23 protein-coding genes and 1 pseudogene are annotated in these 26264 nt (G+C 70.5%); 13 read left to right on the forward strand and 11 right to left on the reverse strand.

Annotated features, from left to right (window positions below; all coding sequences use genetic code 11):
• The first annotated feature begins 138 nt into the window (after positions 1–138).
• The 3 genes from ACFQU3_RS06750 (at position 139) to ACFQU3_RS06760 (ending at position 4557) form a co-directional block, all read left to right on the forward strand.
• Positions 139–567: a Crp/Fnr family transcriptional regulator gene (locus tag ACFQU3_RS06750; protein ID WP_385907993.1), complete on the forward strand. Its 429-nt coding sequence runs from the start codon at positions 139–141 to the stop codon at positions 565–567.
• A 423-nt stretch (positions 568–990) separates the two neighbouring features.
• Positions 991–1488 carry a transcriptional regulator NrdR gene (gene nrdR, locus ACFQU3_RS06755; protein WP_385907995.1) on the forward strand — a complete coding sequence of 166 codons (498 nt, stop codon included), beginning with the start codon at positions 991–993 and terminating at the stop codon, positions 1486–1488.
• Positions 1489–1626: 138 nt separating this feature from the next.
• Positions 1627–4557 (forward strand): vitamin B12-dependent ribonucleotide reductase, encoded by a 2931-nt coding sequence (locus ACFQU3_RS06760; protein ID WP_385907996.1) that lies wholly within the window; start codon positions 1627–1629, stop codon positions 4555–4557.
• 159 nt (positions 4558–4716) lie between these two features.
• On the opposite strand, the pseudogene ACFQU3_RS06765 reads toward ACFQU3_RS06760, so the two are convergent.
• Together ACFQU3_RS06765 and ACFQU3_RS06770 are read right to left on the reverse strand one after the other, a co-directional pair.
• Positions 4717–5367 (reverse strand): annotated as a pseudogene (locus ACFQU3_RS06765) (response regulator transcription factor); the annotation flags it as partial.
• Positions 5364–6530, reverse strand: a complete 1167-nt coding sequence (locus ACFQU3_RS06770; RefSeq protein ID WP_385907998.1) for a sensor histidine kinase — start codon at positions 6528–6530, stop codon at positions 5364–5366. The pseudogene ACFQU3_RS06765 and the gene ACFQU3_RS06770, both read right to left, overlap by 4 nt.
• A 193-nt stretch (positions 6531–6723) precedes the next feature.
• On the opposite strand from ACFQU3_RS06770, the gene ACFQU3_RS06775 reads away from it, so the two are divergent.
• Together ACFQU3_RS06775 and ACFQU3_RS06780 are read left to right on the forward strand one after the other, a co-directional pair.
• Positions 6724–8319, forward strand: coding sequence for a hypothetical protein (locus tag ACFQU3_RS06775; RefSeq protein ID WP_385907999.1), 1596 nt, complete (start codon positions 6724–6726; stop codon positions 8317–8319).
• Between the two features lie 71 nt (positions 8320–8390).
• On the forward strand, positions 8391–10292 hold the full coding sequence (locus ACFQU3_RS06780; RefSeq protein ID WP_385908001.1) for a sialidase family protein: 1902 nt from the start codon (positions 8391–8393) through the stop codon (positions 10290–10292).
• 95 nt (positions 10293–10387) lie between these two features.
• Here ACFQU3_RS06780 and ACFQU3_RS06785 read toward each other — a convergent pair whose 3' ends face one another.
• On the reverse strand, positions 10388–10756 hold the full coding sequence (locus ACFQU3_RS06785; RefSeq protein ID WP_385908003.1) for a hypothetical protein: 369 nt from the start codon (positions 10754–10756) through the stop codon (positions 10388–10390).
• A gap of 77 nt (positions 10757–10833) precedes the next feature.
• Positions 10834–12039, reverse strand: a complete 1206-nt coding sequence (locus tag ACFQU3_RS06790) for a DUF2231 domain-containing protein (protein ID WP_385908005.1) — start codon at positions 12037–12039, stop codon at positions 10834–10836.
• A 132-nt stretch (positions 12040–12171) separates the two neighbouring features.
• Between ACFQU3_RS06790 and ACFQU3_RS06795 the strand changes: the two genes are divergently transcribed.
• A complete protein-coding gene (locus ACFQU3_RS06795; RefSeq protein WP_385908006.1) occupies positions 12172–13662 on the forward strand; it encodes an NAD-dependent malic enzyme in 1491 nt (496 codons plus the stop codon).
• 9 nt (positions 13663–13671) lie between these two features.
• Positions 13672–14655: an aldo/keto reductase gene (locus ACFQU3_RS06800; protein ID WP_385908007.1), complete on the forward strand. Its 984-nt coding sequence runs from the start codon at positions 13672–13674 to the stop codon at positions 14653–14655.
• 22 nt (positions 14656–14677) lie between these two features.
• Here the strand turns inward: ACFQU3_RS06800 and ACFQU3_RS06805 are convergent, their stop codons facing one another.
• Positions 14678–15085: a transferase gene (locus tag ACFQU3_RS06805; RefSeq protein ID WP_385908009.1), complete on the reverse strand. Its 408-nt coding sequence runs from the start codon at positions 15083–15085 to the stop codon at positions 14678–14680.
• A 211-nt stretch (positions 15086–15296) separates the two neighbouring features.
• Between ACFQU3_RS06805 and ACFQU3_RS06810 the strand changes: the two genes are divergently transcribed.
• Positions 15297–16307, forward strand: coding sequence for an aldo/keto reductase family protein (locus tag ACFQU3_RS06810; RefSeq protein WP_385908011.1), 1011 nt, complete (start codon positions 15297–15299; stop codon positions 16305–16307).
• Between the two features lie 91 nt (positions 16308–16398).
• Here ACFQU3_RS06810 and ACFQU3_RS06815 read toward each other — a convergent pair whose 3' ends face one another.
• Positions 16399–16704, reverse strand: a complete 306-nt coding sequence (locus ACFQU3_RS06815) for a hypothetical protein (protein ID WP_385908013.1) — start codon at positions 16702–16704, stop codon at positions 16399–16401.
• 235 nt (positions 16705–16939) lie between these two features.
• Here ACFQU3_RS06815 and ACFQU3_RS06820 point away from each other — a divergent pair, with 235 nt between their 5' ends.
• Genes ACFQU3_RS06820 through ACFQU3_RS06830 form a run of 3 tightly spaced genes read left to right on the forward strand, consistent with a single transcriptional unit; the run spans position 16940 to position 18714 of the window.
• A complete protein-coding gene (locus ACFQU3_RS06820; RefSeq protein ID WP_385908014.1) occupies positions 16940–17494 on the forward strand; it encodes an RNA polymerase sigma factor in 555 nt (184 codons plus the stop codon).
• Complete coding sequence (locus tag ACFQU3_RS06825; protein ID WP_385908016.1) at positions 17491–18216, forward strand: hypothetical protein; 726 nt, start codon at positions 17491–17493, stop codon at positions 18214–18216. The genes ACFQU3_RS06820 and ACFQU3_RS06825 overlap by 4 nt, the downstream gene beginning before the upstream one ends.
• A 36-nt stretch (positions 18217–18252) precedes the next feature.
• Entirely contained in the window at positions 18253–18714 is a 462-nt protein-coding gene (locus tag ACFQU3_RS06830) for a hypothetical protein (protein ID WP_385908018.1), read from the forward strand.
• A gap of 5 nt (positions 18715–18719) precedes the next feature.
• Here ACFQU3_RS06830 and ACFQU3_RS06835 read toward each other — a convergent pair whose 3' ends face one another.
• On the reverse strand, positions 18720–20447 hold the full coding sequence (locus ACFQU3_RS06835; protein WP_385908019.1) for an HNH endonuclease: 1728 nt from the start codon (positions 20445–20447) through the stop codon (positions 18720–18722).
• 152 nt (positions 20448–20599) lie between these two features.
• Between ACFQU3_RS06835 and ACFQU3_RS06840 the strand changes: the two genes are divergently transcribed.
• Positions 20600–21985, forward strand: coding sequence for a pyridoxal phosphate-dependent decarboxylase family protein (locus ACFQU3_RS06840; protein ID WP_385908021.1), 1386 nt, complete (start codon positions 20600–20602; stop codon positions 21983–21985).
• A gap of 67 nt (positions 21986–22052) precedes the next feature.
• Here ACFQU3_RS06840 and ACFQU3_RS06845 read toward each other — a convergent pair whose 3' ends face one another.
• Genes ACFQU3_RS06845 through ACFQU3_RS06855 form a run of 3 tightly spaced genes read right to left on the reverse strand, consistent with a single transcriptional unit; the run spans position 22053 to position 23725 of the window.
• Positions 22053–22388 (reverse strand): YciI family protein, encoded by a 336-nt coding sequence (locus ACFQU3_RS06845; RefSeq protein WP_385908023.1) that lies wholly within the window; start codon positions 22386–22388, stop codon positions 22053–22055.
• A gap of 42 nt (positions 22389–22430) precedes the next feature.
• On the reverse strand, positions 22431–23423 hold the full coding sequence (locus tag ACFQU3_RS06850; protein WP_385908025.1) for a TIGR03086 family metal-binding protein: 993 nt from the start codon (positions 23421–23423) through the stop codon (positions 22431–22433).
• Complete coding sequence (locus ACFQU3_RS06855) at positions 23420–23725, reverse strand: ArsR/SmtB family transcription factor (RefSeq protein ID WP_385908026.1); 306 nt, start codon at positions 23723–23725, stop codon at positions 23420–23422. The genes ACFQU3_RS06850 and ACFQU3_RS06855 overlap by 4 nt, the downstream gene beginning before the upstream one ends.
• Positions 23726–23875: 150 nt before the next feature.
• Here ACFQU3_RS06855 and ACFQU3_RS06860 point away from each other — a divergent pair, with 150 nt between their 5' ends.
• A complete protein-coding gene (locus tag ACFQU3_RS06860; RefSeq protein ID WP_385908028.1) occupies positions 23876–24805 on the forward strand; it encodes a universal stress protein in 930 nt (309 codons plus the stop codon).
• A gap of 22 nt (positions 24806–24827) precedes the next feature.
• On the opposite strand, the gene ACFQU3_RS06865 is transcribed toward ACFQU3_RS06860, so the two are convergent.
• On the reverse strand, positions 24828–26162 hold the full coding sequence (locus ACFQU3_RS06865) for a nuclease-related domain-containing protein (protein WP_385908030.1): 1335 nt from the start codon (positions 26160–26162) through the stop codon (positions 24828–24830).
• Positions 26163–26264: the final 102 nt, after the last annotated feature.

A 26264-nucleotide genomic window follows, 5' to 3' on the forward strand; every position in this document is an offset into this window, starting at 1 on the left:
GGACCGGCCCCGTGTCTCACGACGCGCCCACCGATGTCCACCTGCCACGGACCTTGCCCAATGGGCCCAACCAAGCGGGCCTGAGGACTACGGTCGAAAGGTCGGTCCGTCAGGCGGGCCGCAGTGTGGGAGGCGACCATGAACCTGAAGGACTCGCTGTGCGAGGTGGAGCTGTTCTGCGAGCTGCCCGACGACCTCGTCGAGGAGATGATCGCGCGCGGCTCGACGTACGAGGTCAGCCCCGGTGTCCCGCTGGTCCGGCAGGGGGACCCCAGCGCCGGGATGGTGATGCTCCTCAACGGCACCGCCGACGTCGACATCGACGGGCGGGCCGTGGGATCGCTGTCGGCTGGTGACTACTTCGGCGAGATGTCCCTCATCGACGGGTCGGGCCGCACGGCCACGGTCACGAGCGGGCCCGGGGGTGCGACCGCGTTCCGGCTCTCTCCGGCAGCCTTCATGGACCTGATCCAGCAGCACCCGCACACCGCCGTGCTGCTCCTCAAGGGGTTGGTCACCCGGGTGCGTCAGCTCGAGGGTCAGGTGGATGGGGCCGCCCCCGGCTGAGGCCGCGCCGGCCAAGGCACCCTGCTTCCATCGTCCCCAAGATGGGGTGTATGTCGATGCCGTCATCCCCAGATGTTGGGGTCGGGGGAGCGCGACACGCCCGAGACCTATGGGACTGATGTGACGTTTGTGCAGGTCAGCGACACGACGCGCCGGGCCGTGTCGATCTGCTTGCGATGGCGGTCGCACCATGCCTACAGTTACCCCTACATCTAGTAGTTACACAGATGTAAGACGTCCACATGTAGTCCCCAGCCAATCGGGGGTTACACACAAGTCATCCCCATGTCGTCCCCAGAGCCATCCCCAGCCCCGGTCGGTCCCACGAACACCGGCCGGGGCACGGGAAGGGCAGCGGACGGCATACGGAATGACCGCCCAACGTTGAACGACTGGGTCTCGGGGAAGGGAAGGTGACCAGGCGTGCACTGTCCGTTCTGTCGCCACACCGACTCGCGGGTCATCGACTCGCGCACGACCGACGACGGCGCCTGCATCCGGCGCCGGCGCCAGTGCCCCGAGTGCAACCGCCGCTTCACGACGCTCGAGACCTCGAGCCTCAACGTCATCAAGCGGTCCGGGGCATCGGAGCCGTTCAGTCGGGCCAAGGTCCTCTCCGGCGTGCGCAAGGCATGCCAGGGCCGGCCCGTCAGTGAGGACGACCTGGCACTGCTCGCCCAGAAGGTCGAGGAGGCCATCCGGTCGCAGGGGAACGCCGAGATCGAGGCGCACGAGGTCGGCATGGCCGTCCTCGAGCCGCTCCGCGAGCTCGACGAAGTCGCCTACCTCAGGTTCGCCAGCGTGTACCAGGCGTGGGAGAGCCTCGATGACTTCGAGGGAGCCATCGCGCTCCTCCGAGCCGAGCGCGACGCGCTGGGGGAGGAGCCCACGGCTCCCTCACAGCTCGACGCCCAGCGGTAACCACCCTCCACGAACAGGTCGCCGAAAGGCCAAGGGGACTGTCAGACCCCGGCGAGAAACTGACTGCAGTGAGCACGCAGTACGACAAGCAGCACTTAGGGCCCATGAGGGCACACACGGTCAGGGAGGCCGCACGACATGACGGAGATCGGTAACCGCAGCTCACGCTCGAAGGCAGGCGCCAAGGGCGTCAAGATCGAGCGCATCTACACCACGCCCGGCGTCCACCCGTACGACGAGGTGACGTGGGAGAAGCGCGACGTCGTCCAGCAGAACTGGAAGACCGGCGAGACGATCTTCGAGCAGCGCGGAGTCGAGTTCCCCGACTTCTGGTCCGTCAACGGGAGCACGATCGTCACCACCAAGTACTTCCGCGGTGCCGTCGGCACCGCCGCCCGTGAGGTCTCGCTCAAGCAGCTCATCGACCGCGTGGTGCTCACCTATGTCGCCGCAGGCAAGAGCAACGGCTACTTCGCCACGGCCGACGACGCCGAGATCTTCGAGCACGAGCTGACGCACGCCCTGCTGCACCAGGTCTTCTCGTTCAACTCGCCGGTGTGGTTCAACGTCGGGACGAAGAGCCCGCAGCAGGTCTCGGCCTGCTTCATCCTGTCCGTCGACGACTCGATGGACTCGATCCTCAACTGGTACAAGGAAGAGGGCAAGATCTTCCAAGGCGGCTCCGGCGCGGGCCTCAACCTCTCGCGCATCCGCTCGTCGAAGGAGCTGCTCTCCTCCGGTGGCACGGCCTCCGGCCCGGTGTCGTTCATGCGCGGCGCCGATGCGTCCGCCGGCACGATCAAGTCGGGCGGCGCGACGCGTCGTGCGGCCAAGATGGTCGTGCTCGACGTCGACCACCCCGACATCGAGGAGTTCGTCGAGACCAAGGCGCGCGAGGAGGACAAGATCCGCGCCCTGCGTGACGCCGGCTTCGACATGGACCTCGGCGGCAAGGACATCGTCTCCGTCCAGTACCAGAACGCGAACAACTCGGTCCGCGTCAACGACGAGTTCATGAAGGCCGTCGAGGAGGGCACGACCTTCGGCCTGCGTTCGCGCCTCGACGGCTCCGTCATCGAGGAGGTCGACGCGCGTGAGCTCTTCGGCAAGATCGCCAAGGCCGCGTGGGAGTGCGCCGACCCGGGCATCCAGTACGACGACACGATCAACGCGTGGCACACGAACCCCGAGACGGGCCGCATCACGGCCTCCAACCCGTGCTCGGAGTACATGTCGCTCGACAACTCGTCGTGCAACCTCGCCTCGCTCAACCTGCTGAAGTTCCTGCGCGACGACGACACGTTCGACGGCGTGACCTTCCAGAAGGTCGTCGAGCTCGTCATCACGGCGATGGACATCTCCATCTGCTTCGCGGACTTCCCGACCGAGCCCATCGGCGAGACCACGCGCAACTACCGCCAGCTCGGCATCGGCTACGCCAACCTCGGTGCGCTGCTCATGGCGACCGGCCACGGCTACGACTCCGAGGGTGGCCGTTCGCTCGCCGCCGCGATCACCTCGCTGCTCACCGGTGCCGCCTACAAGCGCAGCGCCGAGATGGCCGGCGTCGTCGGGGCGTATGCGGGATACGCCCGCAACGCCGACGCGCACAAGCGGGTCATGCGCAAGCACCAGGCCGCCAACGACAACATCAGGACGCTCGACGCGATGGACTCCGACGTCCACAAGCTCGCCACGAAGGCGTGGGACGACGTCGTCAAGCTCGGCGAGAAGCACGGCTACCGCAACGCGCAGGCGTCGGTGCTCGCCCCGACCGGCACCATCGGCTTCATGATGGACTGCGACACCACCGGCATCGAGCCGGACTTCTCGCTCGTGAAGTTCAAGAAGCTCGTCGGCGGCGGCTCGATGCAGATCGTCAACCTCACGATCCCGCGGGCGCTCCGCAAGATGGGCTACACCGGCGAGACCGTCGAGGCGATCGTCGAGTACATCGCCGACAAGGGCCACGTCATCGACGCGCCGGGCCTCAAGCCCGAGCACTACGAGGTCTTCGACACGGCCATGGGTGCGCGCGCCATCCCGCCGATGGGGCACGTGCGCATGATGGCCGCGACGCAGCCGTTCCTCTCCGGTGCCATCTCGAAGACGGTCAACCTGCCCGAGACGGCCACGGTCGAGGAGATCCAGGACGTCTACATGCAGGGCTGGAAGCTCGGCATCAAGGCGCTCGCCGTCTACCGGGACAACTGCAAGGTCGGCCAGCCCCTGTCCGACGGTGGCTCCACCGCGAAGGATGCTGCTGCCGACAAGGCCGCCGCGGCCGGTGAGGTCAAGGTCGAGAAGGTCATCGAGTACCGCCCGGTCCGTCGCCGGCTGCCGAAGCGCCGCACCTCGCAGACGACGTCGTTCGCCGTCGGTGGCGGCGAGGGCTACCTCACGGCCGGCACGTACGACGACCAGCAGCTCGGCGAGATCTTCCTCAAGTTCGGCAAGCAGGGCTCGACCCTGGCCGGCGTGATGGACGCGTTCTCGATCGCCGTCTCCATCGGCCTGCAGTACGGCGTGCCTCTCGAGACGTTCGTGGAGAAGTTCACCAACCTGCGCTTCGAGCCGGCCGGCCTCACGGACGACCCGGACGTGCGCATGGCGTCGTCCATCATGGACTACGTCTTCCGTCGCCTCGCGCTCGACTACCTCGACTACGACACCCGCTCCTTCATGGGCATCCACACGGCTGCCGAGCGGGCTCGCCAGGTCGAGACCGGCTCCTACGAGGCCATCGAGTCCGACGAGTCCGACGAGGACCTCGAGGACGAGCTCAAGTCGCTTCAGCAGTCGGCCCCGGTGTCGAAGAAGGCCGAGCACAAGGCTGAGGAGACGGCCAAGGCCGAGTCCAAGCAGGTCGCGGTCGACGTCAAGTTCGGCGCCGGCGCCGCCTCCGCTCGCGAGGCCTCGGGCGACGTGCACAGCTCCGCCGAGCTGCTCGAGAAGTTCGGCGGCATCACGGCTGACGCACCGATCTGCATGACGTGCGGCACGAAGATGCGTCCTGCTGGGTCGTGCTACGTGTGCGAGGGCTGCGGAAGCACCAGCGGCTGCAGCTGAGACTGACCGAAACGAAGGGCCCGGACCGTCATGGTTCGGGCCCTTCGTCGTACCGCATCGCTGTCAGCGCTCATGGCGGGGAGCACATGGCTCGGAAGCATCCATGGAAGTCACTTCGGAAGCGTGGTGCTCACGCTCCGGGCTCGGTGGGTGATCGATGATCCGGTACCCGAGCCTCGGGGTCGTAGCGATCACCGGCGGGTCGCCCAGCTTGCGTCGAAGGCGGCCGATCGTGACCGTCACCGTGTTCGTGAAGGGGTCGGCATGCTCGTCCCACACCTGCTCGAGCAACGCCTCCGCGCTGAGATGTCCTGGGTGGGCCAGCAGCAGTGCCTCCAGCACGGCGAACTCCTTGACGGACAGGTCGATCCGCCGCCCAGCCCGTGTCACGACGTGCCGCACCGCGTCGAGCTCGACGCCACCGGCCCGCAGCACCCTTCCACGCGCAGCCGGTCGCCGCCGCGCCAGAGACCGGATGCGCAGGACGAGCTCGGGGAAGTGGAACGGCTTGGCCAGGTAGTCGTCGGCGCCGGCCGACAGACCCTCGACACGGTCCTCCGGCGCACCCGACGCGGTGAGCATGAGCACCATGGGTCGGTCATCGTGCGAGGTGATCATGTGGCAGAGCGTGTCGCCGTGGATGCCGGGCAGGTCCCGGTCGAGCACGACGACGTCGTAGGCGTTCGCATCGAGTCGCGCCGCCGCGGCGATGCCTTCGTACGCCACGTCGACCGCCAGTCCCTGGTCACGCAGCCCTTCGGCGACCACGTCGGCAAGGGCGACCGCGTCCTCCACGACAAGCACCCTCACGACACCCCCCGCTCCCGAGCGGAGCTGGCTCCGACAGCAGCAGGCTCCTGCGACGGATGCCGCCGTGCCGACGGAAGCCGCAGCTCGGCGCGAAGGCCGCCGCCTGTCCGCGCGGAGAGGACCAGCTCACCCCCGTGAGCGTGCGCGATCGCCCCCGCGATGGACAGCCCGAGGCCCGAACCGCGCTCGGAGCCGGTGCGATCGGAGGACAGCCGTTCGAAGGGGCCGCCGAGCCGAGCCACTGCTGACGGCTCGAGCGTCGGTCCGGCCGTCTCGACCACGAGCGAGACGGACTCCGCGCCGTCCGCGCTCGTCAGCACGACCGGCCCATGAGGCGACGCGTGGACGACCGCGTTGTCGACGAGGTTGTCGACCACTCGACGCAGGAGCGTCGCGCTGCCGCTCGTCCCCCCTGCCGCACCGAGATTGCAAACAACGACCAGTCCCCGAGCGGCCAGGTCGGCGGCACGCGCCGCGAGGGACGACGCGGCGACCTCGGCCAACGAGACCGGCCCCTTGTCCGGCAGCGCACGGTGGTTCGCACGGGACAGGACGAGCAGCCCCTCGAGCAGGTCATCGACCCGGTCGAGCTCGCCTCGCAGCCGCCTCGACAGCGACGCGAGGGCAGGTGCCGCATCCGCCTTCACGGACGCCACGTCGACTGCGGCCCGCATGGTCGTCAGGGGAGTGCGCAGCTCGTGCGAGGCGTTGGCCACGAACCGGCGCTCCGACGAGAACGCCGCCTCGAGCCGGTCGAGCAGGTCGTCGATGGTGTCGGCGAGGTGCTTCACCTCGTCGTCGGGGCCGGTCACGCCCAGCCGCTCGTGAAGGGTCTCCGCGGTGATCCGCCGTGTCGTCTCGGTCATCGACCGCAAGGGCGCGACGACGCGGCGCGCGAGCACGGCCCCGAGCGCCACCGACAGGCCGAGCACGACCAGGAGGGCGATGAGCGAGCCGACGAGCAGCTGGCGCGACCACACCTCGTGCACGGCCGACAGCTCCGTCTCGAGGCCTGCGATGCGCTCACGGGCCGCGGCCAGGTCCGTCACCGAGACCGCCCCAGCGCCGCCCGGGGCCACCTCGGACACCTTGCCCCCGGCCACCACGTTGATGAGGACGAGGAGCACGAGCGCGGAAGCGACGAAGCCGCCCGCAAAGAGCACCGTGAACCGTCGCCGTACTGGCCACCTCGCCGACCACGCAGCAGGCGACCTCGCCGCCCTACTTGGCCGCGCACTCAGCCATCGGTTCGTCATGCCGCTCCTCTCGTTCCGCCCAGCATGCCCGCCCGGACCTAACAGCGGTGTGACGACGGCCGTTCCGCCCCTGTGTCCACCATCCCCGTAGAACCGAGCCATGAGCCACGACAACGACCCCCGACGCCTCCCGCTCCGGCAGGAGTGGACTGCCTTCTGGACCCGCGGCCGCGCACTGGCGGTCCTCGCCGCGATGCTGGTCATGGTCGCCGGTGCGGTACTCGCCGCGATGCCTCCGCGCGCCTCGTGCAGCCAGGGCACCGTCGAGACCCCCTGCCCGGCCGATCCGATCGGACCCCAGGGGGCCGGCGTGACAGACCGGCTGGCTTTCGCGCATCGCACGCTCGAGGGCGACGGGAGCATCACAGCCCGCTTGACGAGCTTCACCGGGATCATCACCTACCCGCCACCGGACCATGACGAGATCGTGGCCGGGCTCGTGCCCTGGGCCAAGACGGGAGTGATCATCAAGGACGGCACCCGCCCGGGCTCGCGCTACGCCGCGCTCATGATGACCGGCCGGCACGGCGTGCACCTGCAGCACGACTACGTCAACGACGTCGAAGGGAGCGCAGGCGCAGTCACCCCGAAGGCTCCCCGATGGCTGCGCCTCACGCGAGCGGGTGAACTGGTCACGGGTGAGGAGTCACCGGATGGCTCGACCTGGACGACGGTCGGCTCGGTGCACCTCGCCGGTCTGCCGACGACCGTCGAGGTCGGCCTCTTCGCCACCTCACCCGGCGACCAGACCCTGCGCTCCGCGGCGTTGGGGGCGAGCACCGTCGAGACACGGTTCACGCAGGCGAGCGGCACCTTCGACCACGTCCTGACGACCGGGGCGGTCTCACCGAATGCTTGGGACGCGGACCTCGTCGGCGAGATGGGGGCGACCGACTGGGAGCGACTGCACCGCGCCCCCGGCCTCACCGTCTCGGGTGACACCCTCACCGTGACCGGCTCGGGCGACATCGGCCCGGTCGGCGAGGTCGGCGAGGCGCACCTCGAGAGCCTGCTGCGTGGTCTGCCCATCGCGCTGCTGATCCTCATCGTGGTGGCTGCAAGCGCCCGACACGGCGGAGCCAGCCCGCGCCGCCGCGTCCGGGCTCGCGGCGCGGTCGTCGCCGCGGCCGGTCTCGTCGCCGGGCTGATCGGCACGGGAGCCTCGGTCGTCGTCGGCGTGACCCTCGCCACGGTCAACGGGACACCCATGGCGCCCACCTCGTGGCTCACCGAGCTGCGAGTCGTCGCCGGCGTCGGTGCGCTGGCCGCAGCGTCGTGCCTCATCGCCCTGGCTGCCGCAGAGCTGATGGGTCGGCGCGGTGCCGCTGCCGCACTGTCGGCCGTGGCAGTGGTGCTGCTCCACCTCGTCACGGCCCTGCCGCTGCTGCCGGACGAGGTCGCACGGTGGATCCTCCGGGTGACGCCGGCCGCCGGCTTCTCGGTCACGCAGACACGCGTCGACTACCCGCAGGTGCTCGCCCACACAGCGCCCTTCGAAGGCTTCTACCCGCTTCCGTGGTGGGCCGGCCTCGCCGTGACCTGGCTGTATGCCGTGGGAGCCACGGCGATGGTCATCCGGAGGAGACCGCGCCCATCGGGGCTCTCCGGAGAGAAACTCATGCATCAGCGCCTCGCTCGAAGCGAACGCAGGAAGTACGCGGGCGCTCCTGAACTGGCGACCGACAAACCGCGCTGAACGGCTGACAGCGCGCCACCGGCGGAGGAGCGTGGACAGGTCCACTACGGCACTCCCGACAGGACAGAGCCATGCACAGACGACTCATCGTCGGCATCGTCACCGGTGTTGCGACGGTACTGGCACCCATCGCGGTCACGGGCACGACCTCGGCCGCGCCGATGGCGGATTTCGCGGTCTCCGACGACGGCGCCTACACACGACACGACGGCGGCACCGACCAGGCGATCGCCCACTGCGGCAACGCCGCCACCAGCCCCGCCGCCGACAACGTCCCGGATGACGGGGACACCGACTCCAACGACGGGGGCAACCGGCGCCAGGGCAACGAGCCCACGGTGGCCATCGACCCGACCAACCCCGACATCGTCGCTGCGGGGTGGAACGACTACTGCATGACCGACCTCGCGGCCGGGTGGATGGGCCTCGGCTTCTCCACGGACGGAGGCCGCACCTGGACCGACTCGACGCTCCCGGGCTACCCGCTCGACACCTCGACCGAGGGCCTGGCCTCGCCGCTCAAGGGGCGAACCGACTCGGGCGACCCGCTCGTCGCGTTCGACAACGACGGCCGGCTCTTCGTCGGTGGCATCGCCTTCAACCGCGCGATGCCTCAGAACGGCTCGGTCTTCGTCGCGACGTACGCGGCCAACCCGGGTCCTGCTGGCCCCTCGGGACAGCTCCCGAAGGACTACCTCCGGACCCGCATCATCGACAAGGCGGGAACCCCCGCTCTGGCAGGCATCTTCCAGGACAAGCCGTCGATGGAGGTGGATCGCAGCACGGCCAGCCAGTTCGAGGACAACGTCTACTTCTGCTGGTCGAAGTTCCAGGGCAACGCCGGCCGCACGAAGATCTACTTCTCGCGGTCGACCGACCACGGGGCGACGTGGCAGAACGGCCAGATCGTCTCAGACGGGGCGGTCCAGGGCTGTGACATCGCGGTCGAGCACGACGGCGACGTCTACGTCTCGTGGCGCAGCTTCGGCACGAGCAACCCGAACCAGCGAAGCGGTATGCGCGTCGTGAGGTCGACGGACGGCGGCCTGAACTTCAGCAAGCCCGTGCAGATCGCCACGTTCACGCCCTACTTCCCGAACATCGGCGGGCAGCGTGACTGCGGCGACGGTCCGTTCCTGTGTGCTCCTCCGAGCTTTGTGTTCCCGCGAATTCCCTTGGAGCCCAGGCTGACCGCGGACCAGACGGGCACCGTCCCCGGCGTCTTCGCGACGTGGAACGCCGTCGACCCCGCGAGCATCGTGCCGAGCCAGACGGCATACTCGTCTGCGACTCCGGGCACCGTCGGTCGCTCGCTCGTCTACGTGGCACGGTCGATGGACGGAACGAGCTGGTCCCCAGGGGTTCCCGTCGACCCGTCACCGGGCGACCCCGGCCACCAGTTCTTCTCGGACGTCGACGCCTACGGTGGCATCCTGGTCGCGGTCTGGCAGGACAACCGGACCGACGACGCCTACTCCGTGCAGCGCCCGATCGGCAACAGGCTCGACGCCCAGGGCCGGGCCGTCGCGTCGGGGACGGACGTCATCGCGACCTATGCCGCGACGTCGACCAACGGCGTCACGTGGACGCCGCGCGGCATGATCTCGGCCACGACCCACCAGCCGTCCTACGAGATGTTCGGCAGCCGCGACATCCCGTTCCAGGGTGACTACAACTGGGTCGCGGTCGCCGACGGCAACGGCGCGGCGGCCGGTGGCCTCTTCGCCTACGCCGCGTGGACGGACAACCGTGAGGTCGTGCCCGGCGTGGACCCACGAGAGACCGAGGCGGAGGGCGGCTTCGTCGACGGGTTCGACGTGCTCCAGTGCCGCGTCGACCTGGGTCGCGCGGAGGGTGAGGTCAACCGCGATGTCCCGCTCGCGCGCGCGGACGCCCCGTACACGGGCGACAACTGCGGCAACGGCGGAGGCCTCGACCAGGACATCTTCGGGACACGGCTCCTGCTCGACTGACGTGCTCCAACCCTGTTCCGGGGATCAGGACGAGGCGCCGTCGGGCTCGTGCCCGGTGGCGCCTCGTGTCGGTGAGACCGAGGCCGGCTCGGTGATCAGTCGCGCTCCCACGGCGCGTCCTCGCCCATCTTCTTGTAGTACTTCGCGAGGTGGCTCTTGACGCGGTCGACGTCCTTGCTGGGCAGGTCGACCCCGCCGCGGGAGCCCTGCATCACCGCGGCCGCCGCCATGACGCCGCGTGGCACTGCGACGAGCCTGCCGCCCACGACGTCGGCGATGAGCAGCTTGTATGCCGTGAAGTTGTCCTTCTTGTCGGCGTCGTACCAGACGTGGGCATCGCGGTAGCGCTCGTTCGGCTCGTCCTGCGCGCCCGCGAGCTTGCGCACGCGCTTCTCGGCCGCGTCGCCGTCCCACTCCCGGTCGCGATCCGCGAGGGGAAGGTCCTGGAAGCTGGTCACTGTCATCGGCTCTGCTCCTTCTCGTGGACGGAACTGACCTCCTGCCCATACCCGCAGCCGGTTCCGACGCACGAGCGGGTAGGTCAGGCCTGGGTCGACGCGAGGTGGCGGACCTCGCGCTTCGCCGCCTCGAGCATCTCGGCGAAGCTCCCGCTGCGGGTCTGCGCCCACGCCTCCTGCGCGGCGAAGGCCCTGACGACGACCGCGGCACCTGCCGCACTGAGCTGCTCGGCGAGGCCGGGCAGCTCCTCCAGCTCCTCGGCCTGCGCGTGCCGCGTGACGGCGTCCTCGATGAGGCTGAGCTGTGTGGCGAAGGCCGGGGAGTCGACGCCCAGCTGCTCGAGCCGCTCGATCTGGAGGGCGACACCCGCCTCCTCGCGTAGGCGCTCGGCGCCGATGTCCGCACCGTCAACGGCAGGGACGCGCGGATGCAGCAGCTCCTCCTCCACGGCCTCGTGACCCGCGAGGTAGGCGAGCAGGTGCCTAAGCGCCGATGCTCGCTCGCCGGTGTCGGCGGTGCCCAGCTCCTGGAGCATGATCCTGATGCGGGCGTGCTGGGCGGTGACCGCCTCGAGCAGGTCCGGTGCCGGCCGCCCCGGGACGGTCGCCGGGTTCCCCACGCCACCCACACCGGCGCTCGACCCGTCGAACGCCCTGTCCGTCGACCCGCCGGCCGTCCAGGGCACCGCCCGCGAGCCGTCGCCACCAGCGACAGCCGCGCCCGGGCCGGCTCCATCGAAGGCCGGGTGGCGGCTGGACACCTTGCGGGCCGATGTCAGGTGCCCGCCGAGGTAGCCGGCTGCGGTGGCGGCGCCCGCGCCCGCGAGAGCCAGTGCCCTTCCCGCTCCGTGACGGTCACGGCGCCGGGCGGTCCACGAGCTCGCGTAGAGCGCGATGGCCGTGACGTTGAGCGCCGCGTGCACCACCCCGACCCGCTGCACGGGGCGTTCGATGCGGTGCCACTCGACCCAACCCGATGCCGCGGTGGGCGCCGCGGACAGCAACCCGATGCCGAGCAGGCGCTGGGCGGCTGGTCGGGCCGTGCTGCCGCCGAACAGGTCGAGGACCGTGGTCGCAGTCCACAGCCCGAGCGGAAGGTCGGTGAGGCTCGGATGGAGCGCATGCCCCATCCAGTCACCGCCCAACGCCGTGCGGGCGGGCCTGCTGCCGAAGGGACCGGTGAGCCGGCCGAGCGTGTCGACGACCGGATCGAGACGCGCGTCCTGCTCGAGGGCCACGGCGGCCCTCGCGGGAAGGGGCAGGTGTCGAAGGGCGTGTCGCGAGGTCATGCAGGGCCCTTACCCCGCAGGCGCCGCCCACTCGCGGAAGCCGGAGATCGGATGGCGTGTGGGTGCGCCAGGACGGCGCCACGGGTGGAGGATGGGCGGGTCGCCAGTCCCCACCACGCAGGAGGATCGCTCATGGCCACCCCGAGCCCCGGGTACTCGATCACGGTCCGGGTCGAGCTGCCGGCGGCGTCCACCGCCACCGCCGCGCTGACCACCGCGGTTGCGTCCGCCGGAGGAGCCCTCACGGCGCTGGACGTGGCCGAGAGCCGCACCGACCGACTCGTCGTCGACGTCACGTGCGACACGACCGACGAGGCCCATGCGCAGCTCATCACCGAAGCGATCGCGCGCATCCCCGGAGCCGAGGTGCGCAAGGTCAGCGACCAGACGTTCCTGCTGCACCTCGGCGGCAAGATCGAGGTCAACCCGAAGGTGCCGCTCAAGCACCGCGACGACCTGTCGCGCGCCTACACCCCGGGCGTCGCCCGGATCTGTCGCGCCATCGCGGAGCACCCCGAGGACGCCCGGCGCCTCACGATCAAGCGCAACACGGTCGCGGTCGTCACCGACGGCTCGGCCGTGCTCGGCCTGGGCAACATCGGGCCGCTCGCAGCCCTTCCGGTGATGGAGGGCAAGGCGGCGCTCTTCAAGCAGTTCGGCGGTGTCGACGCGTGGCCCGTCTGTCTCGACACCCAGGACTCCGACGAGCTCGTCGAGATCGTGCGGGCCATCGCACCGGTCTACGGCGGCATCAACCTCGAGGACATCTCGGCCCCCCGATGCTTCGAGATCGAGGCGCGTCTTCGCGAGCTGCTCGACATCCCGGTGTTCCACGACGACCAGCACGGAACCGCGATCGTCGTGCTCGCCGCGTTGACCAACGCGCTCCGCGTCGTGGGCAAGTCGATCCACGACGTACGCATCGTCGTCTCCGGCGTGGGCGCCGCCGGGCACGCGATCATCCGGCTCCTGCTGAGCCAGGGCGCCTCTGACATCGTCGCCTGCGGTCGCAGCGGGGCGGTGCACGCCGGTCAGGACGGGATGGAGCCGTTCCGGCAGTGGATCGCCGACCACACGAACGCCAGCCGGCAGACCGGCACGCTCCAGGAGGTGCTGGCCGGGGCAGACGTCTTCATCGGTGTCTCCGCCCCCGACCTGCTCACCGGCGACGACATCGCGACGATGGCCCCCGACGCCGTCGTCTTCGCCCTCGCCAACCCGGTGCCGGAGGTCGACGCCATCGCCGCGAGCGAGCACGCCGCCGTCGTCGCCACGGGTCGTTCCGACTTCCCGAACCAGATCAACAACGTGCTCGTGTTCCCGGGGTTCTTCCGGGGCCTGCTCGACGCCCACGTCTCCGACATCACCGACGAGATGATGGTCGCTGCCGCCACCGCCATCGCCGACACCGTGGAGCCGGGCGAGCTCAACGCCAGCTTCATCATTCCCAGCGTGTTCGACACCAAGGTCGCACCCGCCGTGGCCGAGGCCGTCCGCCACGCCGCCGCGGCGTCCACCGCAGTCTCGTCTGCCGCAGCCTCGGCTGCCGCCGGAAGTCGGGCCGCTCCCGCAGCCGAGGCCGCAGCCGAGCCCGCCGCCGCAGCCCCCTCCGCCGGGCCCTAGGCTCGCCGCATGCAGAGTCGCCCGCTGGGTCGCACCGGTCGTCAGGTCTCCGTCGTCGGGCTGGGCTGCTGGCAGCTCGGCGCCGACTGGGGCGACGTCGGTGAGGCGGACGCGATGAAGGTGCTCCACGCGGCTGTCGATGCGGGCGTCACCTTCCTCGACACCGCCGACGTCTACGGCGATGGACGGAGCGAGACGCTCATCGGCCGGCTCCTCGCGGAGCGTCCGGACGCCGGGCTGACGGTCGCGACGAAGCTGGGCCGTCGCGCCGATCCGCACGTGCCCGAGGCGTTCACGCTCGCCGCCTTCCGAGCGTGGACCGACCGGAGCCGGCGCAACCTCGGGGTCGAACGTCTCGACCTCGTGCAGCTGCACTGCCCGCCCACGCCGGTCCTGTCCGACGACCGCGTCTACGACGCGCTCGACGCGCTGGTCGAGGAGGGCGCCATCGCGGCCTACGGCGTCTCCGTGGAGACGTGCGACGAGGCGCTCACGGCCATCGCCCGACCCCACGTCTCGAGCGTCCAGATCATCCTCAACGCCTTCCGGCGCAAGCCGCTCGAGAAAGTGCTGCCCGCGGCAGAGGCCGCTGGGGTCGGGATCATCGCGCGGGTGCCGCTCGCGAGTGGACTGCTGTCCGGGAAGTACCACGAGAGCACGACGTTCGCGCCCGAGGACCACCGCACGTACAACCGTGGCGGCGAGGCGTTCGACGTCGGCGAGACCTTCTCGGGGGTGCCGTTCGACGTCGGGGTGCGTGCCGCCCGGCGGGTGACCGAGCTCGCCGACCCGCTCCCGGCGTCGCAGGTGGCCCTGCGCTGGGTGATCGACCAGCCCGGTGTCACCACCGTGATCCCCGGGGCGCGCAACGAGTCCCAGGTGCACGGCAATGCCGCCGCGGCAGCGCTCAGTCCGCTCTCCGACGACGTTCGTGAGGGACTGCGCGAGATCTACGACTCCGAGATTCGCGAGCACGTGCACGACCGCTGGTGATCTTCACCTTGCGGTCCGCGCGTCAGGCAGCGCGCCGTCCTCGTGATCCGGGTCGCACGACGGCGCCCTCGGGGATGACCTTGTCGGTGTCGACCCGGGCACCGTCCCAGACGTGGGCGTTGGCGCCGACCTTGGCGCGCGCGCCGATCTTGGCGTCACGTCCGACGACCGCTCCGGCGCCGACGTGCGCGGCGGAGCCGATGACCGCCGCCGCGTGGACAACAGCGCCACGGTCGATCCAGGCGCCGGTGCCGATTCGGGCTCCCGCCCCGATGACGGCGTCGCGGTCGACGTAGGCGGACTCGCCGATGTATGCCGTCGGGTCGACGTGGGCGTGCGACTCGACGAATCCGCCGCCGTTGTCGTGACGGGCGTAGCGCAGCATCGTTCCGTTGTCCTCTTCGAACTCTTCGTACTTCCTTCGCCTCATGTGCACCCGCTCCAGGGTTTGACGCGGACGCTCTGCACGCCCATTTCTCATGCGGGTCAACGTTCAAGTGAACCTTAAGATTCCGCAGGACCGGCGTCCGCCGGTCACTGAAGCAACGTCCGTACCCACACCGACAGTTCCGCCTGCACCTGTCTCACGACGCGACCGGGCGCCTCCGGCTGGCTGGGGCCCGCGGCATACGGTGGTCGGCATGAACTTCCGATACCTCGGCAACAGCGGACTCAAGATCTCCGAGATCACCTACGGCAACTGGCTGACCCACGGTTCGCAGGTGGAGAACGACGTCGCGGCCCAGTGCGTGCAGGCGGCGCTCGACGCCGGCATCAGCACGTTCGACACCGCCGACGTCTACGCCAACACCAAGGCCGAGACCGTCCTCGGCGAGGCGCTCAAGGGCGAACGCCGCGAGAGCCTCGAGATCTTCACGAAGGTGTACTGGCCCACCGGCCCCGGAGGCAAGAACGACACCGGCCTGTCGCGCAAGCACATCATGGAGTCGATCAACGGCTCGCTCCAGCGGCTCCAGACCGACTACGTCGACCTCTACCAGGCGCACCGGTACGACACCGAGACTCCTCTCGAGGAGACGATGCAGGCCTTCGCCGATGTCGTCCGGCAGGGCAAGGCCCTCTACATCGGCGTCAGCGAGTGGAGCGCCGACCAGATCCGCGAGGGCGTCAAGCTCTCCAGGGAGCTCGGCTTCCAGCTCATCTCGAGCCAGCCGCAGTACTCCATGCTGTGGCGCGTCATCGAGGGCGAGGTCGTCCCGACGTGCGAGGAGCTCGGCGTGAGCCAGATCGTGTGGAGCCCGATCGCGCAGGGGGTGCTGACGGGCAAGTACCAGCCCGGTCAGAAGCCGCCGGAGGGCTCGCGCGCCGCCGACGAGAAGGGCGGTGCGGACATGATCAAGCGGTTCATGAACGACGACGTGCTGACCCGCGTGCAGAACCTCAAGCCGATCGCCGACGAGGCCGGCCTGACGATGGCGCAGCTCGCCGTCGCGTGGGTGCTCCAGAACGCGAACGTGGCCGCCGCGCTCGTCGGCGCCTCGCGGCCCGAGCAGGTCGCCGAGAACGTCAAGGCCGCCGGCGTGAAGCTCGAGCCAGAGCTCCTCGCCAAGATCGACGACGTCCTCGGTGACATCGTCGAGCGCGACCCGGCCAAGACGAAGGAGACGTCGCCGCAGCAGCGCGTCGCCTGACCGAACCCACCGCGTATGCCGCTCAGCGGGCACTCGTGCCCGCTGAGCGGCATACGCGGATCGGGGTCGGAACCCGCTTACATGCCACCACTCAGCGGATACCGGTGTCGCACGGAACGTCAACGGCAACAAAGGAGTCCGCGACCACGCGGGCATCCAGCAGCTCACACGACATGCCAGCCTCGGCAGTCACGACGTACTCGCCGGGAGCGACGGCGATGCGAAAGAGGCCGTCCGCATTCGTCAATCCGCTCGCGACCACTGGGCCAGCCGTGTACGAGTCACCGGGCACGTGCTCGGCGACCGTGACCTCGACGCCTGCCGCTGGTCTGTCGTCGCACTTGTCGTCGACGGTTTCGACGGGACACTGCGGGCCGAGGTGGACGGTGCCGGTCACCCCGGAGCCTGCCGCGGCGCCGAGGCCCTGGGCGCCGCAGCCTGCGAGTCCGGCGCACGAGACAGATGCGGTGACGACGAGGGCCCACCGCGACGGGCGGCGCAGCCGCGAGCCCCGAACCGACTTGGAGCGCGACATCGCCACCCTGCCAGCGTAGGTCGCACGCCGGTGGTGCCGCGCTGATCCCGCGCGGAAAGGAAACGAGCCCAGCGGGACACATGCAAGTGTGGAAACCATGTCAGAGACCGATCAGGCGGAGCGCTTCACCGCGCTCACGCACGAGGTCGCGGCGCCCCTGCGGCGCTACATCGCTCGCCGAACCGAGCCCGCCTCGGTCGACGACGTCGTCTCCGACGTCCTGCTCGTCCTGTGGCGCCGGCTCGCCGACGTGCCCATCGACGAACCCCTGCCCTGGGCGTATGCCGTGGCGCGAGGCTGCTTGGCCAACCACCACCGGGCGGTCGGCCGACACCTGCGGCTCGTCCAGCGGCTGACGCGGTTGGAGAGGCCGTACGGGCGGCTTGCCTCCCACGGCCCCACCGACGACTCCTCCGATGACGAGGCGGACGTCCACGCCGCCCTGGCTCAGCTCCGTGAGCTCGACCGCGAAGTCGTGATGCTGTGGGCCTGGGAGGGACTCGCCCCCCGCGAGATCGCGACCGTCACCGGCCTCACGCCCAACGCCGTCAGCATCCGGCTGCACAAGGCGAAGAAGGTCCTCGCTGCTGACCTCGGAAAGACTCCGTCACGTGCCGGACATGAAAGAGACACAGAGAGGAGGCCACGGTGAACGACGAGACGCAGCAGGGGAGTTCGCACAGCGGGCGGTCCCTGAGCGACGCCGAGCTGCTCGCTCGGCTTCGTGCCGCGGACCCGGCGGGCACCGCAGGCCCGGCCGGCACCGCTGACCCGGCCGGCTCGTGGATCGACGACCTGACGGAGGCCACCATGAGCAAGACCGCGACCGATTCCTCGATCGGCAGTACGACCGACACGACGACCGACGGCGCCACCGGAACGACGCAACGCAAGGTCCGGACGGCGCGGTCGCGCCGCCGCGCGACCTGGGCGATCAGCGCGGCCGCCGCAACCTTGGTCGCCGCGGGCGTGGGCCTCGTCGCCGGGCGCGGGGACCCTTCCGCACCGCCCGCAGCAAAGCCGGCCAAGACGATGACGCTCACCCTGCCCGCCGGCGACGCCTCCGGCATGTGCCTGCGGTTCTCCGTCGACGCCCTCAGGCCGATGGACGTGGCCCTGTCCGGCACGGCCACCGAGGTCGGCAGGAGCACGGTCACCCTGACCCCGGACCACTGGTACAAGGGCAGCGACGGCTCGACCACGATCACGCTGAGGACCCTCGGCGACTCGGTCATCCTCGAGGGCGGGATCGTGTTCGAGCACGGCGGGCGCTACCTCGTGACGGCGACCCGGGGCACAGTCAACGCGTGCGGCTTCTCGGGGGCGTGGACGCCCCAGATGGCGGCCGCCTACGCCGAGGCCTTCGGCGGCTGAGGCACCCGCTGCCGGCAGGCTGGGGACAACTCTGACGTGGAGCTCAGCGTCGCCGTCACGATGGCCGGCATGACCTTCGAAGACCTGCCCCCACGGGCCAGCAAGATCCCGCTCAGTGACCGCCGTGTCGCCGCGGACGTCATCGACCTCATCATCGGAGACACCGACCGAGCCACGGGCTGCGTCGGTCTGATGATCTGCGACAGCGAGCATCGCGGTCTCCAGCCGCTCGTGCTGCACGACATCCCGGCCGACGCCGAGGCGAGCGGACTGGCACAGCTGCTGAAGCTCGTCCTCCCGTTGGTCCGCGAGAACGACGGTTCGGTGCTCATCGGTCGTGGGCGACCGCGTGGAAGGGTGCCCGACGACGTCGACCGTGCCTGGCACCAGCGCACCATCGACCTCTGTGAGGAGGCCGGTGTGCCTCTCCTCGGCTTCTACCTCGCCACGGGTGACGGAGTGTTCCGCCTGCCCGAGCCGCTGACGGAAGCGTCCTGAGTCGGTCAGAACGGCGGAGTCTCATCGCCTGTGTGCGCCGGCGGCTCGCGGTGCGAGGGTGGGTCGCCCGGAGCGGGTGAGTCGCGGACGACCTCGAGCCAGTCCTTGGGCCTGGTCAGGTAGGTGCGCCCGGCCTTGGTGCGCCAGCGAACGGTGTCGTCAGCGTCACGGTGCACGCTCCAGTGGCCGTGGGTGTGCAGGCTGTGGTGCTGGCGGTGCTTGTGGGTCAGGTTGCCGACGGCGGTCGGTCCCTGGGGCCACGGGATGTCGTGGTCGAGATCGCACCGGGCTGCGGGCACAGTGCAGCCCGGGCCGCGGCACGTCCCGTCGACGGCCTCGACGTGGGCGCGCATGGCCGCGGTGGGTCGGTAGGCCGTCGTCTCGAGCTGGAGGGCAGCGCCGCTCTGCGGGTCGACGACCAGCCTCTGCCACGTCGAGTCGTCGTTGAGCATGATCTGACGCGCGTGCTCGGCGGCGACCCACCCGTAGCCGGGGACCTCGCACGGGGCGTCCGTGAGGCCGATCGCGGTCGTGAGCGGCACGATGACAGTGACGTGCGCGGGAGGTCGGCGCCCCACGGTGGTCCTGGGCGCCGCCTCGTCAACGAGCGTGGTCCGGTGCGCTGCCATGCCGTCGACGCTGGTCCAGTGCCCGGCCATGAAGTCACCGGGGGTCCCGTGCCCTGCCACGTCGCCGACCCGGGCCGCCGGCTCGGTCGCGGCACCACGGTCTGTAGGGTCAGCGCGCTGCGCCGGATCCGGGTCCCCGAAGATGAGCGTGTCGGTGATGACGTCGGCCCGGAGGGAGTCCAGGTTGCGCGGGTCGCCCGCCTGTCGGGCCGCTCGGGCGACTGCGTCGGCCCGCTCCATCGCCGCGACGATCTTGTCGGCGTCGTTGACGACCGTCAGCACACCCATCCCGTCGGGGTCGATCCGCGCGTGCGCGCCTCTACGCCGACGAGCGGCGCGTCGGCGCTCGACCGCCTGGCGGTCGGCCGCGAGACACGAGCGGGTGAGGCGCTGACGGAACAGGGTGGGGGAGGGCGGGGCTTCGTCCTTCGGGCGCAGTGTTGACGCGATGATCGACGGCCCCACCTCCGCCGGGAGACCTGCGATCTCGGCCTGGATCGTGCACGCACGGTGAAGACTCACCGTGCCCCGTCGTAGGCGCGCACGCAGGTCGGCGGCGCCCGGCGTGCGCGCGGTGGCGAGCTGCAGCCGGGTCTGGACCGTCTGCTGGCCGAGTCCAGTCGCGGTCGACACCTCGAGCGTCGTCAAGGTCTCGGCGCTCACCCACCCGGGAGGCGTGGCACGTCCGAGCTCGGCGAACCGCGCCCGGTCGCTCGCCTCGATGCCCGACTCGAGCCGTGCGAGCGCCTCCAGCGCCAGACCGTCGAGGACTGCCTTGCACCGCTCGACGGCTTCAACGACCCGGAGCTCGGCGTCGGCCATCGTCTCGGCGTCGGTCGGGGGCGCCGGCGACAGATCGTCCGTCGCGGCAGAGACCAGCTCGGCGACGAGCACCGGGAGCTGGTGGTCGAGCACGGTCTGCGCGACCTCGCGACGGACCGCGCGCTCGACCAGGGAGAGGTCGTGCCGCGCCACGGGCACTCGTTGTGCGGCGCGAACGCGATACAGGTCCGCGAGGTCGGAGACGTCGAGGACGGCATCCGCCCGGTGCGACGCAGCGGCAGGGACAAGGGCGGGCACATGGCCACTGGCCGCTTGCGTCATGCCCGTCACCTCCCCGTTGGCGATGTCACTCACTTCATTCGAACATGTGTTCGACCAGGTTGTCAAGGGAACCACACCCAGTCCGTCGCCATGCCGCTGTCCTCCGGTCCGCACCCTTGCACGCCTGGCATCGGGGGGAGGAGCGTACGGGCATGGACGTGGACCTGCACGAGCTGTTCACCCGAGCGGCAGCGGAGGGTGCCCGCCACCGAGCCACCGTTGCCGAGCGGCCGGCCCACCCCGCGCCTGATCCCGCGGCTCTCGCGGCTGCCTTCGGCGGGCCCCTTCCCACCGCGCCGGCCGACCCGACGGCCGTCGTCGACGAGCTCGCCGCCGCCGCGACACCGGGTCTCGTCGGCACGGTCGGTCCCAGGTTCTTCGGCTTCGTCATCGGCGGGTCGTCTCCTGCTGCGACCGCCGCCGACATCCTCGCGGCGGGCTGGGACCAGTGCGCCTACAACGAGGTCCTGGCTCCTGCCGCCGCAGCGGCCGAGCGGGCCGCCGGGGCGTGGTGCAAGCAGCTGCTCGGCATCCCCGAGACCGCGTCGGTCGGCTTCGTCACGGGGGCACAGGCGGCCAACACGGTCGGTCTTGCCGTCGGGCGTCATCGGGTCCTCGCCGACGCCGGCTGGGACGTCGAGACCGACGGTCTCTTCGGCGCGCCCCGGGTCGCGATCGTGGCCAGCGAGGAGCGCCACGCCACGATCGACCGCGCTGCCCGCCTGCTCGGGTTCGGCCAGGCGAGTCTCGAGCCCGTCGGGGTGACCCACCAGGGCGCCATCGACGTCGAGCGGCTCCGTGCCGCGCTGGACTCCATGGCGGGTCGTCCCGTGATCGTGTGCCTGCAGGCGGGGAACATCAACACCGGGGCCTGCGACGATCTTCGCGCCGCCACGACCCTCGCCCACGAGTACGGCGCCTGGGTGCACGTCGACGGGGCGTTCGGCCTCTGGGCCGCAGCCAGCCCGCGCACGGCGCACCTCGTCGACGGCGTCGAGCTGCCCGACTCGTGGGGCACCGATGCGCACAAGTGGCTCAACGTCCCGTACGACTGTGGTCTGGCGTTCTGCGCGGATCCTGCGCTGCACGCCGCCACGATGTCGTATGCCGCGTCCTACCTCACCGGGTCGGGCGCGCGCTCGGACTTCGTGCTGGGAGATCTGACGCCCGAGTCGTCAAGGCGCGCAAGGGGATTCGCGACCTGGGCCGCCCTGAGGGAGCTCGGGAGCCACGGCGTGGCCGACCTCGTCGACCGTTCCTGCAGCCTGGCGCGGCGGATGGCAGACCGGCTCATGGCCCACGGCGCGACCGTCCACAACGACGTCGTCCTGAACCAGGTGCTCTTCAGCATCGGTGACACCTTGCGCACGGACGAGATCATCGCGCGCGTCCAGAGCGAGGGCACGTGCTGGGTCGGCGGCACCACGTGGCGCGGGCAGCGCCTCATCCGTGTGTCCGTCTCCAACGCGACCACGACCGAGGCAGACATCGACGCCTCCGCCGAGGTGATCCTCCGGGCGGCCAAGCAGGTGTCCTGACGTCAGCCCAGCAGGTATGCCGCCGAGCCGGCTCACATGAGCTCGCGCGGCGGCATACCTGCTCGGTTCACATGCCCGGGATGGGCTGGGCCTCGTGCACCTCGATCTCGCAGCCACCCGGCATGTCGAGGTGCGGGTGCCCCTTGGCGAGCTCCAGCGCCGCCTCCATGTCGTCGGCCTCGATGATCGAGTAGCCGGCGACCTCGCGCGTGCTCGGCGACGTGCCGTCCTTCGTGACGCGGACGCCGCCCGCGAGTGGCGTGCCGAAGTCGACCATGCCGTCTCCGACGCGCCCCGCCCACGCGTTCCACTCGCCCATGACGGCATCCATCTGCGCCGGGTCGGGTGGTGCTGCGTCAGCGGGCGTCATCGGCGCGTGGTAGACGAAGAGGTACTTGCTCATGTCGATCTCCTTGTGTTGGTTGGGTTGGGGTGTTTCCTGGACTCATAGAGGCGTCGGGGCGAGCATTGCGGTCCGCCCCGAGAAGGCGGCGAGGCGGTCGAGTGCTCCCGCGTTCGCACCCGGCTCCACCTCCGGCCCGAACGAGCCGTTCCCACGCCCTGCGGGCACGAAGCCCTCGGCGAGCGTGCGGAGGTAGGCCACGACCTCGTCCGAGAGCCGCAGGTGCTGACCGCTCGCCTGCGCGATGTCCCAGCCGTGCAGAGCGAGCTCGACCGGAAGGATCCCGGCGGCGGAGGTGGCGGGAAGGTCGCGACCGCCGTCGCCGGGCACCGAGCCGCCGAGGTCGACGTCGCGCCAGCCGTCGATCGCCTGGGCGGCCATGACGGAGACGCGGTTCTCGAGCGACCCCTGTTCCGGGTTGGCGACGGTTGCTCCAGCCATCGCACCCAGCTGGACAAGAGAGTCGAAGAGGTGCTCGACGAGCTCGTGGCAGGTGAAGTCGGCGCAGGGGGTCTGCTTCGTCCGGTCCTCGGTGGTCAGGGCGCGCAGGACCGGCTGGAGCGCGGCCAGCACCGACTCGGAGGCGGTCACCGGAGTCAGCTCCTGCGGGGTGGCCGCCCACTCGTCCAGCCCGGCGTCGCCAGTGGTGGCCAGTCGCTCGAGGCGATCGAAGAAGTGCGTCCAGCCCTCGGCATGCATCGCGGCCTGGGCGTCGGAGAGGCCCTCGTGCACGAGCGTCACGAGGGAACCGCCGTCCGCGGGCTCGATCGTCACCGTGACCGTGGACGCGTCCGGCGGCAGCTCCTCGTTGCCCTCCCAGCCCCAGCCGAACACGACGCGGCGACCCGGCTCGACCACGCGGAAGTGGCCGGCGGCGACGTGGCCGGGAATGACGGTGAAGCGGTACGCGCCCCCGGCGCGGAGGTCGACGACGGCCGACACGGTCTTCCAGCGCCGCAGGCGTTCAGGCTCGGTCACGAGAGCGAACGCCTCGTCGGGGGTGACGGGAAGGTGTGCGGTCTTGGTGTAGCTCATGTCGTGCTCCTCAGGGTGTGCGCGTCGGCGACGAGCTGGTCGAGCTCGTCGGTCCAGAACCGGTCGATCTCCGCCTGCAACCGACGCAGTCCGGACGGCAGAACTCGGTAGATGCGTTGGCGACCGAGCTTCTCCGCGTCCACGAGCCCGGCATCGGCCAGGACGAGCAGGTGCTGCGAGATCGCCGAACGGGTCACGGTGAAGTCGCTCGCGATCTCGCTCACCGTCAGCGGCCCCGTGGCGAGCAGCTGAAGGATGCGGCGCCGGTTCGGCTCAGCGGCTGCGGAGAGGGCGTCGGTCACGAAAAATACGTTAGTGACCACTAACGCGTTCCGCAAGCCCCACCCTTCGCGCTGTCTCAGCTGTCACAGAACCCGCACGACGAGCCGCCGACGCGTCACCATGGAAGTGGCCGGAGCATGCGGCCCCGACCACAGCGGAAGGGGAGAGCCATGAGTACGGCCACGAGTCCCACCGATGAGACCGCGGACGAGGTCACGGACTACGGCATCGTCGTCGGCTACGACGCCTCGCCCGGGGCGCGCCAGGCCCTCGACTGGGCCGTCGAGACGGCGAAGCGTGACGACCGACCGCTGACGCTGCTGCACTCCGTGGGCTTGACGATGACGCCGACGTTCGGGGCCTACGACCCGGCAGTGCACGCCCACGCCTACGAGGAGATGGCACGCGGCGTGATGAGCGAAGCGGTCGAGATCGCCGCAAAGACGTTGGACCGCAACGACATCCGGCCGCTGAGCGTCATCGGGAGTGCTGCCGCCGAGCTGACCGAGATCTCCGCCAGGGCCGACCTCGTCGTCACCGGCTCGCGCGGACATGGCGCCATCACCGGTGGCCTGCTCGGCTCCACGTCGTATGCCGTCACGGCCCACGCGCACTGTCCCGCGGTCGTCGTGCGCGGACCCGGGGTCGTCCACGCCGGACCCTCGCGCCCGGTGGTCGTCGCATTCGACGACTCCAAGCACGCCCAGGCGGCCCTCGACCTGGCGATCCCCATCGCCTGTGCCGCCGAGGCGCAGCTTCACGTCGTGTCGGTCGACAACGTCGGAGGGCTCGAGGCGTGGCCCGAGACCGACACGATCCTCGGGCGCGAGGAGATCCTCGACGCGATGCACGACCACCTGCGAGCGACGTTGTCCTCGGTGCAGTCCGAGACCCGACGGGCTCACCCGGGCCTCGACGTGCACACGAACATCGTGGGCGGCGCCGTCGGCCACGCGATCGCCGGCTACGCCGAGGACGTGAACGCCGGACTGGTCGTCATGGGGTCGCGTGGGCACGGCGGCTTCGCCGGCATGCTCCTCGGCTCCGTGAGCCACCGGGTGCTCCACGACGCGACGTGTCCAGTGATGGTCGTCCACTGACACGGCACCGTCAGAGCGGCCCCTAGGTGCTGGACCGCGCCGCCAGGGTTCGGGCCAGCTCCTCGGCCAGCCGTGTCACCCTCGTCTCGGCAGCCGACTCCGTGGCGCGGACCTGCTTCGCGCTCGCCCTTTCGGCATACCTGAAGCGCAGCGAGATCATGAAGGGCTGGCTGGCCGCGGTGCGACTCTTCCACGCGCTGAGCGTCGTGCCCTGGGGAACCCAGGCGGAGACCTCGCCCGGGACCAGGTCGAGGCGTGAGTCGGTCGTCCCACTGGCCGTGATGCGGCTCTGGACCCTCTGCCCCATCGACAGGGTCAGGTCGGCCCTGTCGGTCGCATAGCGGGGCTTGGCGAGCCACCAGGCGCAGACGTCGTCCATGCCGCGGGGCTGCTCGAGGACGGTCTTCGATCCCGTGATCCTCTGAATCGTGGCCTTCGTCAGGGCGTGGCAGCTCTTGCCCGGCGACGGCGCTGCCGTCGAGCCGCCCAAAGAGATCGCCGGTCTGGGCAAGACGCTCTCGAGAAGGCGGGGGATCAGGTGCGGGCCGGCGTAGGCGAGCGCCATCAGCATCAGGAACGCGACCACGGCGGACATCACGGGTCGCTTCCGACGGCCGGGCCTCGTTCGCCGTGATGCCCTCGGTGCGCGCCCGCTCGCGCGAGAGGCGACCGGGCGTTGCGACTCCAGCACGTCCCGCACGGTGAAGGGCCCTGTGCCAACCGCCGCGGTGACGCTCATGGGGTCGTCAGGTGACGCCCGGGGATAGGAGTGAGCGACCTTGCGCGCCAGCAGGTCGACGCTGATCGCGTCCGTGCCGGCGGGCTGGCCCCGCAGCCATTTCGCGAGCCGGACGCACGGCACGACGTCGACGCCACGGACCCGTTGTGCGCGGAACCTCGACCCGTGGCCGCCGGCCAGCGCGACGACCGGCACGACCGGCACCCGGAGGGACTTCTCCATCTCTGCGGCGAAGCGGCTCAGCCTGTCGAGCTCGACGCCTTTCGGGGCGCTCCGGCCCGTGTGCTGCCACAGGTTGCCGTCGTGGACGCTCGTGCCGCCGGCCCAGTTCTTCGCGTCTATGAGGAAGATCCCGGCAGGACCCACGACGACATGGTCGAGGTTGACGCGGCTGTGGCCGGGTCGCAGCAGCCGGTCGTGCAGCACGACCCACCCCTCGGGCAGCCGCGCCAAGGCAGCAGCGACACGACGTTCACCCTCGGCTCCGGCGTCCCAGGCCCCGGCCTGGGCCTCGAGTGACTCCGCGAGCGCGCGAGCCGCCTCTTGCTTCTCACGCTCTGCCGCCGCGCGCGCCCACAGCTCCTCGGCGCGCGCCCGCGCGGATCCGCCCTCTGCCATCCCGTGCCCCCTGTGCCACTCTCGCCGGCGACTCTAGGCACGTCGCGGCCGGCCCCGCGCCGGAATCGGCACAACTGGTGCTCGATCCTGGAGGCGAGGACC

Source organism: Terrabacter sp. GCM10028922, from assembly GCF_042666095.1.
Taxonomy (GTDB): Bacteria; Actinomycetota; Actinomycetes; order Actinomycetales; family Dermatophilaceae; genus Terrabacter.

Coding starts and splice junctions, on each gene's coding strand:
- ACFQU3_RS06750 (WP_385907993.1), top strand. CDS start 139: ATGAACCTGAAGGACTCGCTGTGCGAGGTGGAGCTGTTCTGCGAGCTG.
- ACFQU3_RS06760 (WP_385907996.1), top strand. CDS start 1,627: ATGACGGAGATCGGTAACCGCAGCTCACGCTCGAAGGCAGGCGCCAAG.
- ACFQU3_RS06775 (WP_385907999.1), top strand. CDS start 6,724: ATGAGCCACGACAACGACCCCCGACGCCTCCCGCTCCGGCAGGAGTGG.
- ACFQU3_RS06780 (WP_385908001.1), top strand. CDS start 8,391: ATGCACAGACGACTCATCGTCGGCATCGTCACCGGTGTTGCGACGGTA.
- ACFQU3_RS06785 (WP_385908003.1), bottom strand. CDS start 10,756: ATGACAGTGACCAGCTTCCAGGACCTTCCCCTCGCGGATCGCGACCGG.
- ACFQU3_RS06790 (WP_385908005.1), bottom strand. CDS start 12,039: ATGACCTCGCGACACGCCCTTCGACACCTGCCCCTTCCCGCGAGGGCC.
- ACFQU3_RS06795 (WP_385908006.1), top strand. CDS start 12,172: ATGGCCACCCCGAGCCCCGGGTACTCGATCACGGTCCGGGTCGAGCTG.
- ACFQU3_RS06800 (WP_385908007.1), top strand. CDS start 13,672: ATGCAGAGTCGCCCGCTGGGTCGCACCGGTCGTCAGGTCTCCGTCGTC.
- ACFQU3_RS06805 (WP_385908009.1), bottom strand. CDS start 15,085: ATGAGGCGAAGGAAGTACGAAGAGTTCGAAGAGGACAACGGAACGATG.
- ACFQU3_RS06810 (WP_385908011.1), top strand. CDS start 15,297: ATGAACTTCCGATACCTCGGCAACAGCGGACTCAAGATCTCCGAGATC.
- ACFQU3_RS06820 (WP_385908014.1), top strand. CDS start 16,940: ATGTCAGAGACCGATCAGGCGGAGCGCTTCACCGCGCTCACGCACGAG.
- ACFQU3_RS06835 (WP_385908019.1), bottom strand. CDS start 20,447: ATGACGCAAGCGGCCAGTGGCCATGTGCCCGCCCTTGTCCCTGCCGCT.
- ACFQU3_RS06840 (WP_385908021.1), top strand. CDS start 20,600: ATGGACGTGGACCTGCACGAGCTGTTCACCCGAGCGGCAGCGGAGGGT.
- ACFQU3_RS06845 (WP_385908023.1), bottom strand. CDS start 22,388: ATGAGCAAGTACCTCTTCGTCTACCACGCGCCGATGACGCCCGCTGAC.
- ACFQU3_RS06850 (WP_385908025.1), bottom strand. CDS start 23,423: ATGAGCTACACCAAGACCGCACACCTTCCCGTCACCCCCGACGAGGCG.
- ACFQU3_RS06860 (WP_385908028.1), top strand. CDS start 23,876: ATGAGTACGGCCACGAGTCCCACCGATGAGACCGCGGACGAGGTCACG.
- ACFQU3_RS06865 (WP_385908030.1), bottom strand. CDS start 26,162: ATGGCAGAGGGCGGATCCGCGCGGGCGCGCGCCGAGGAGCTGTGGGCG.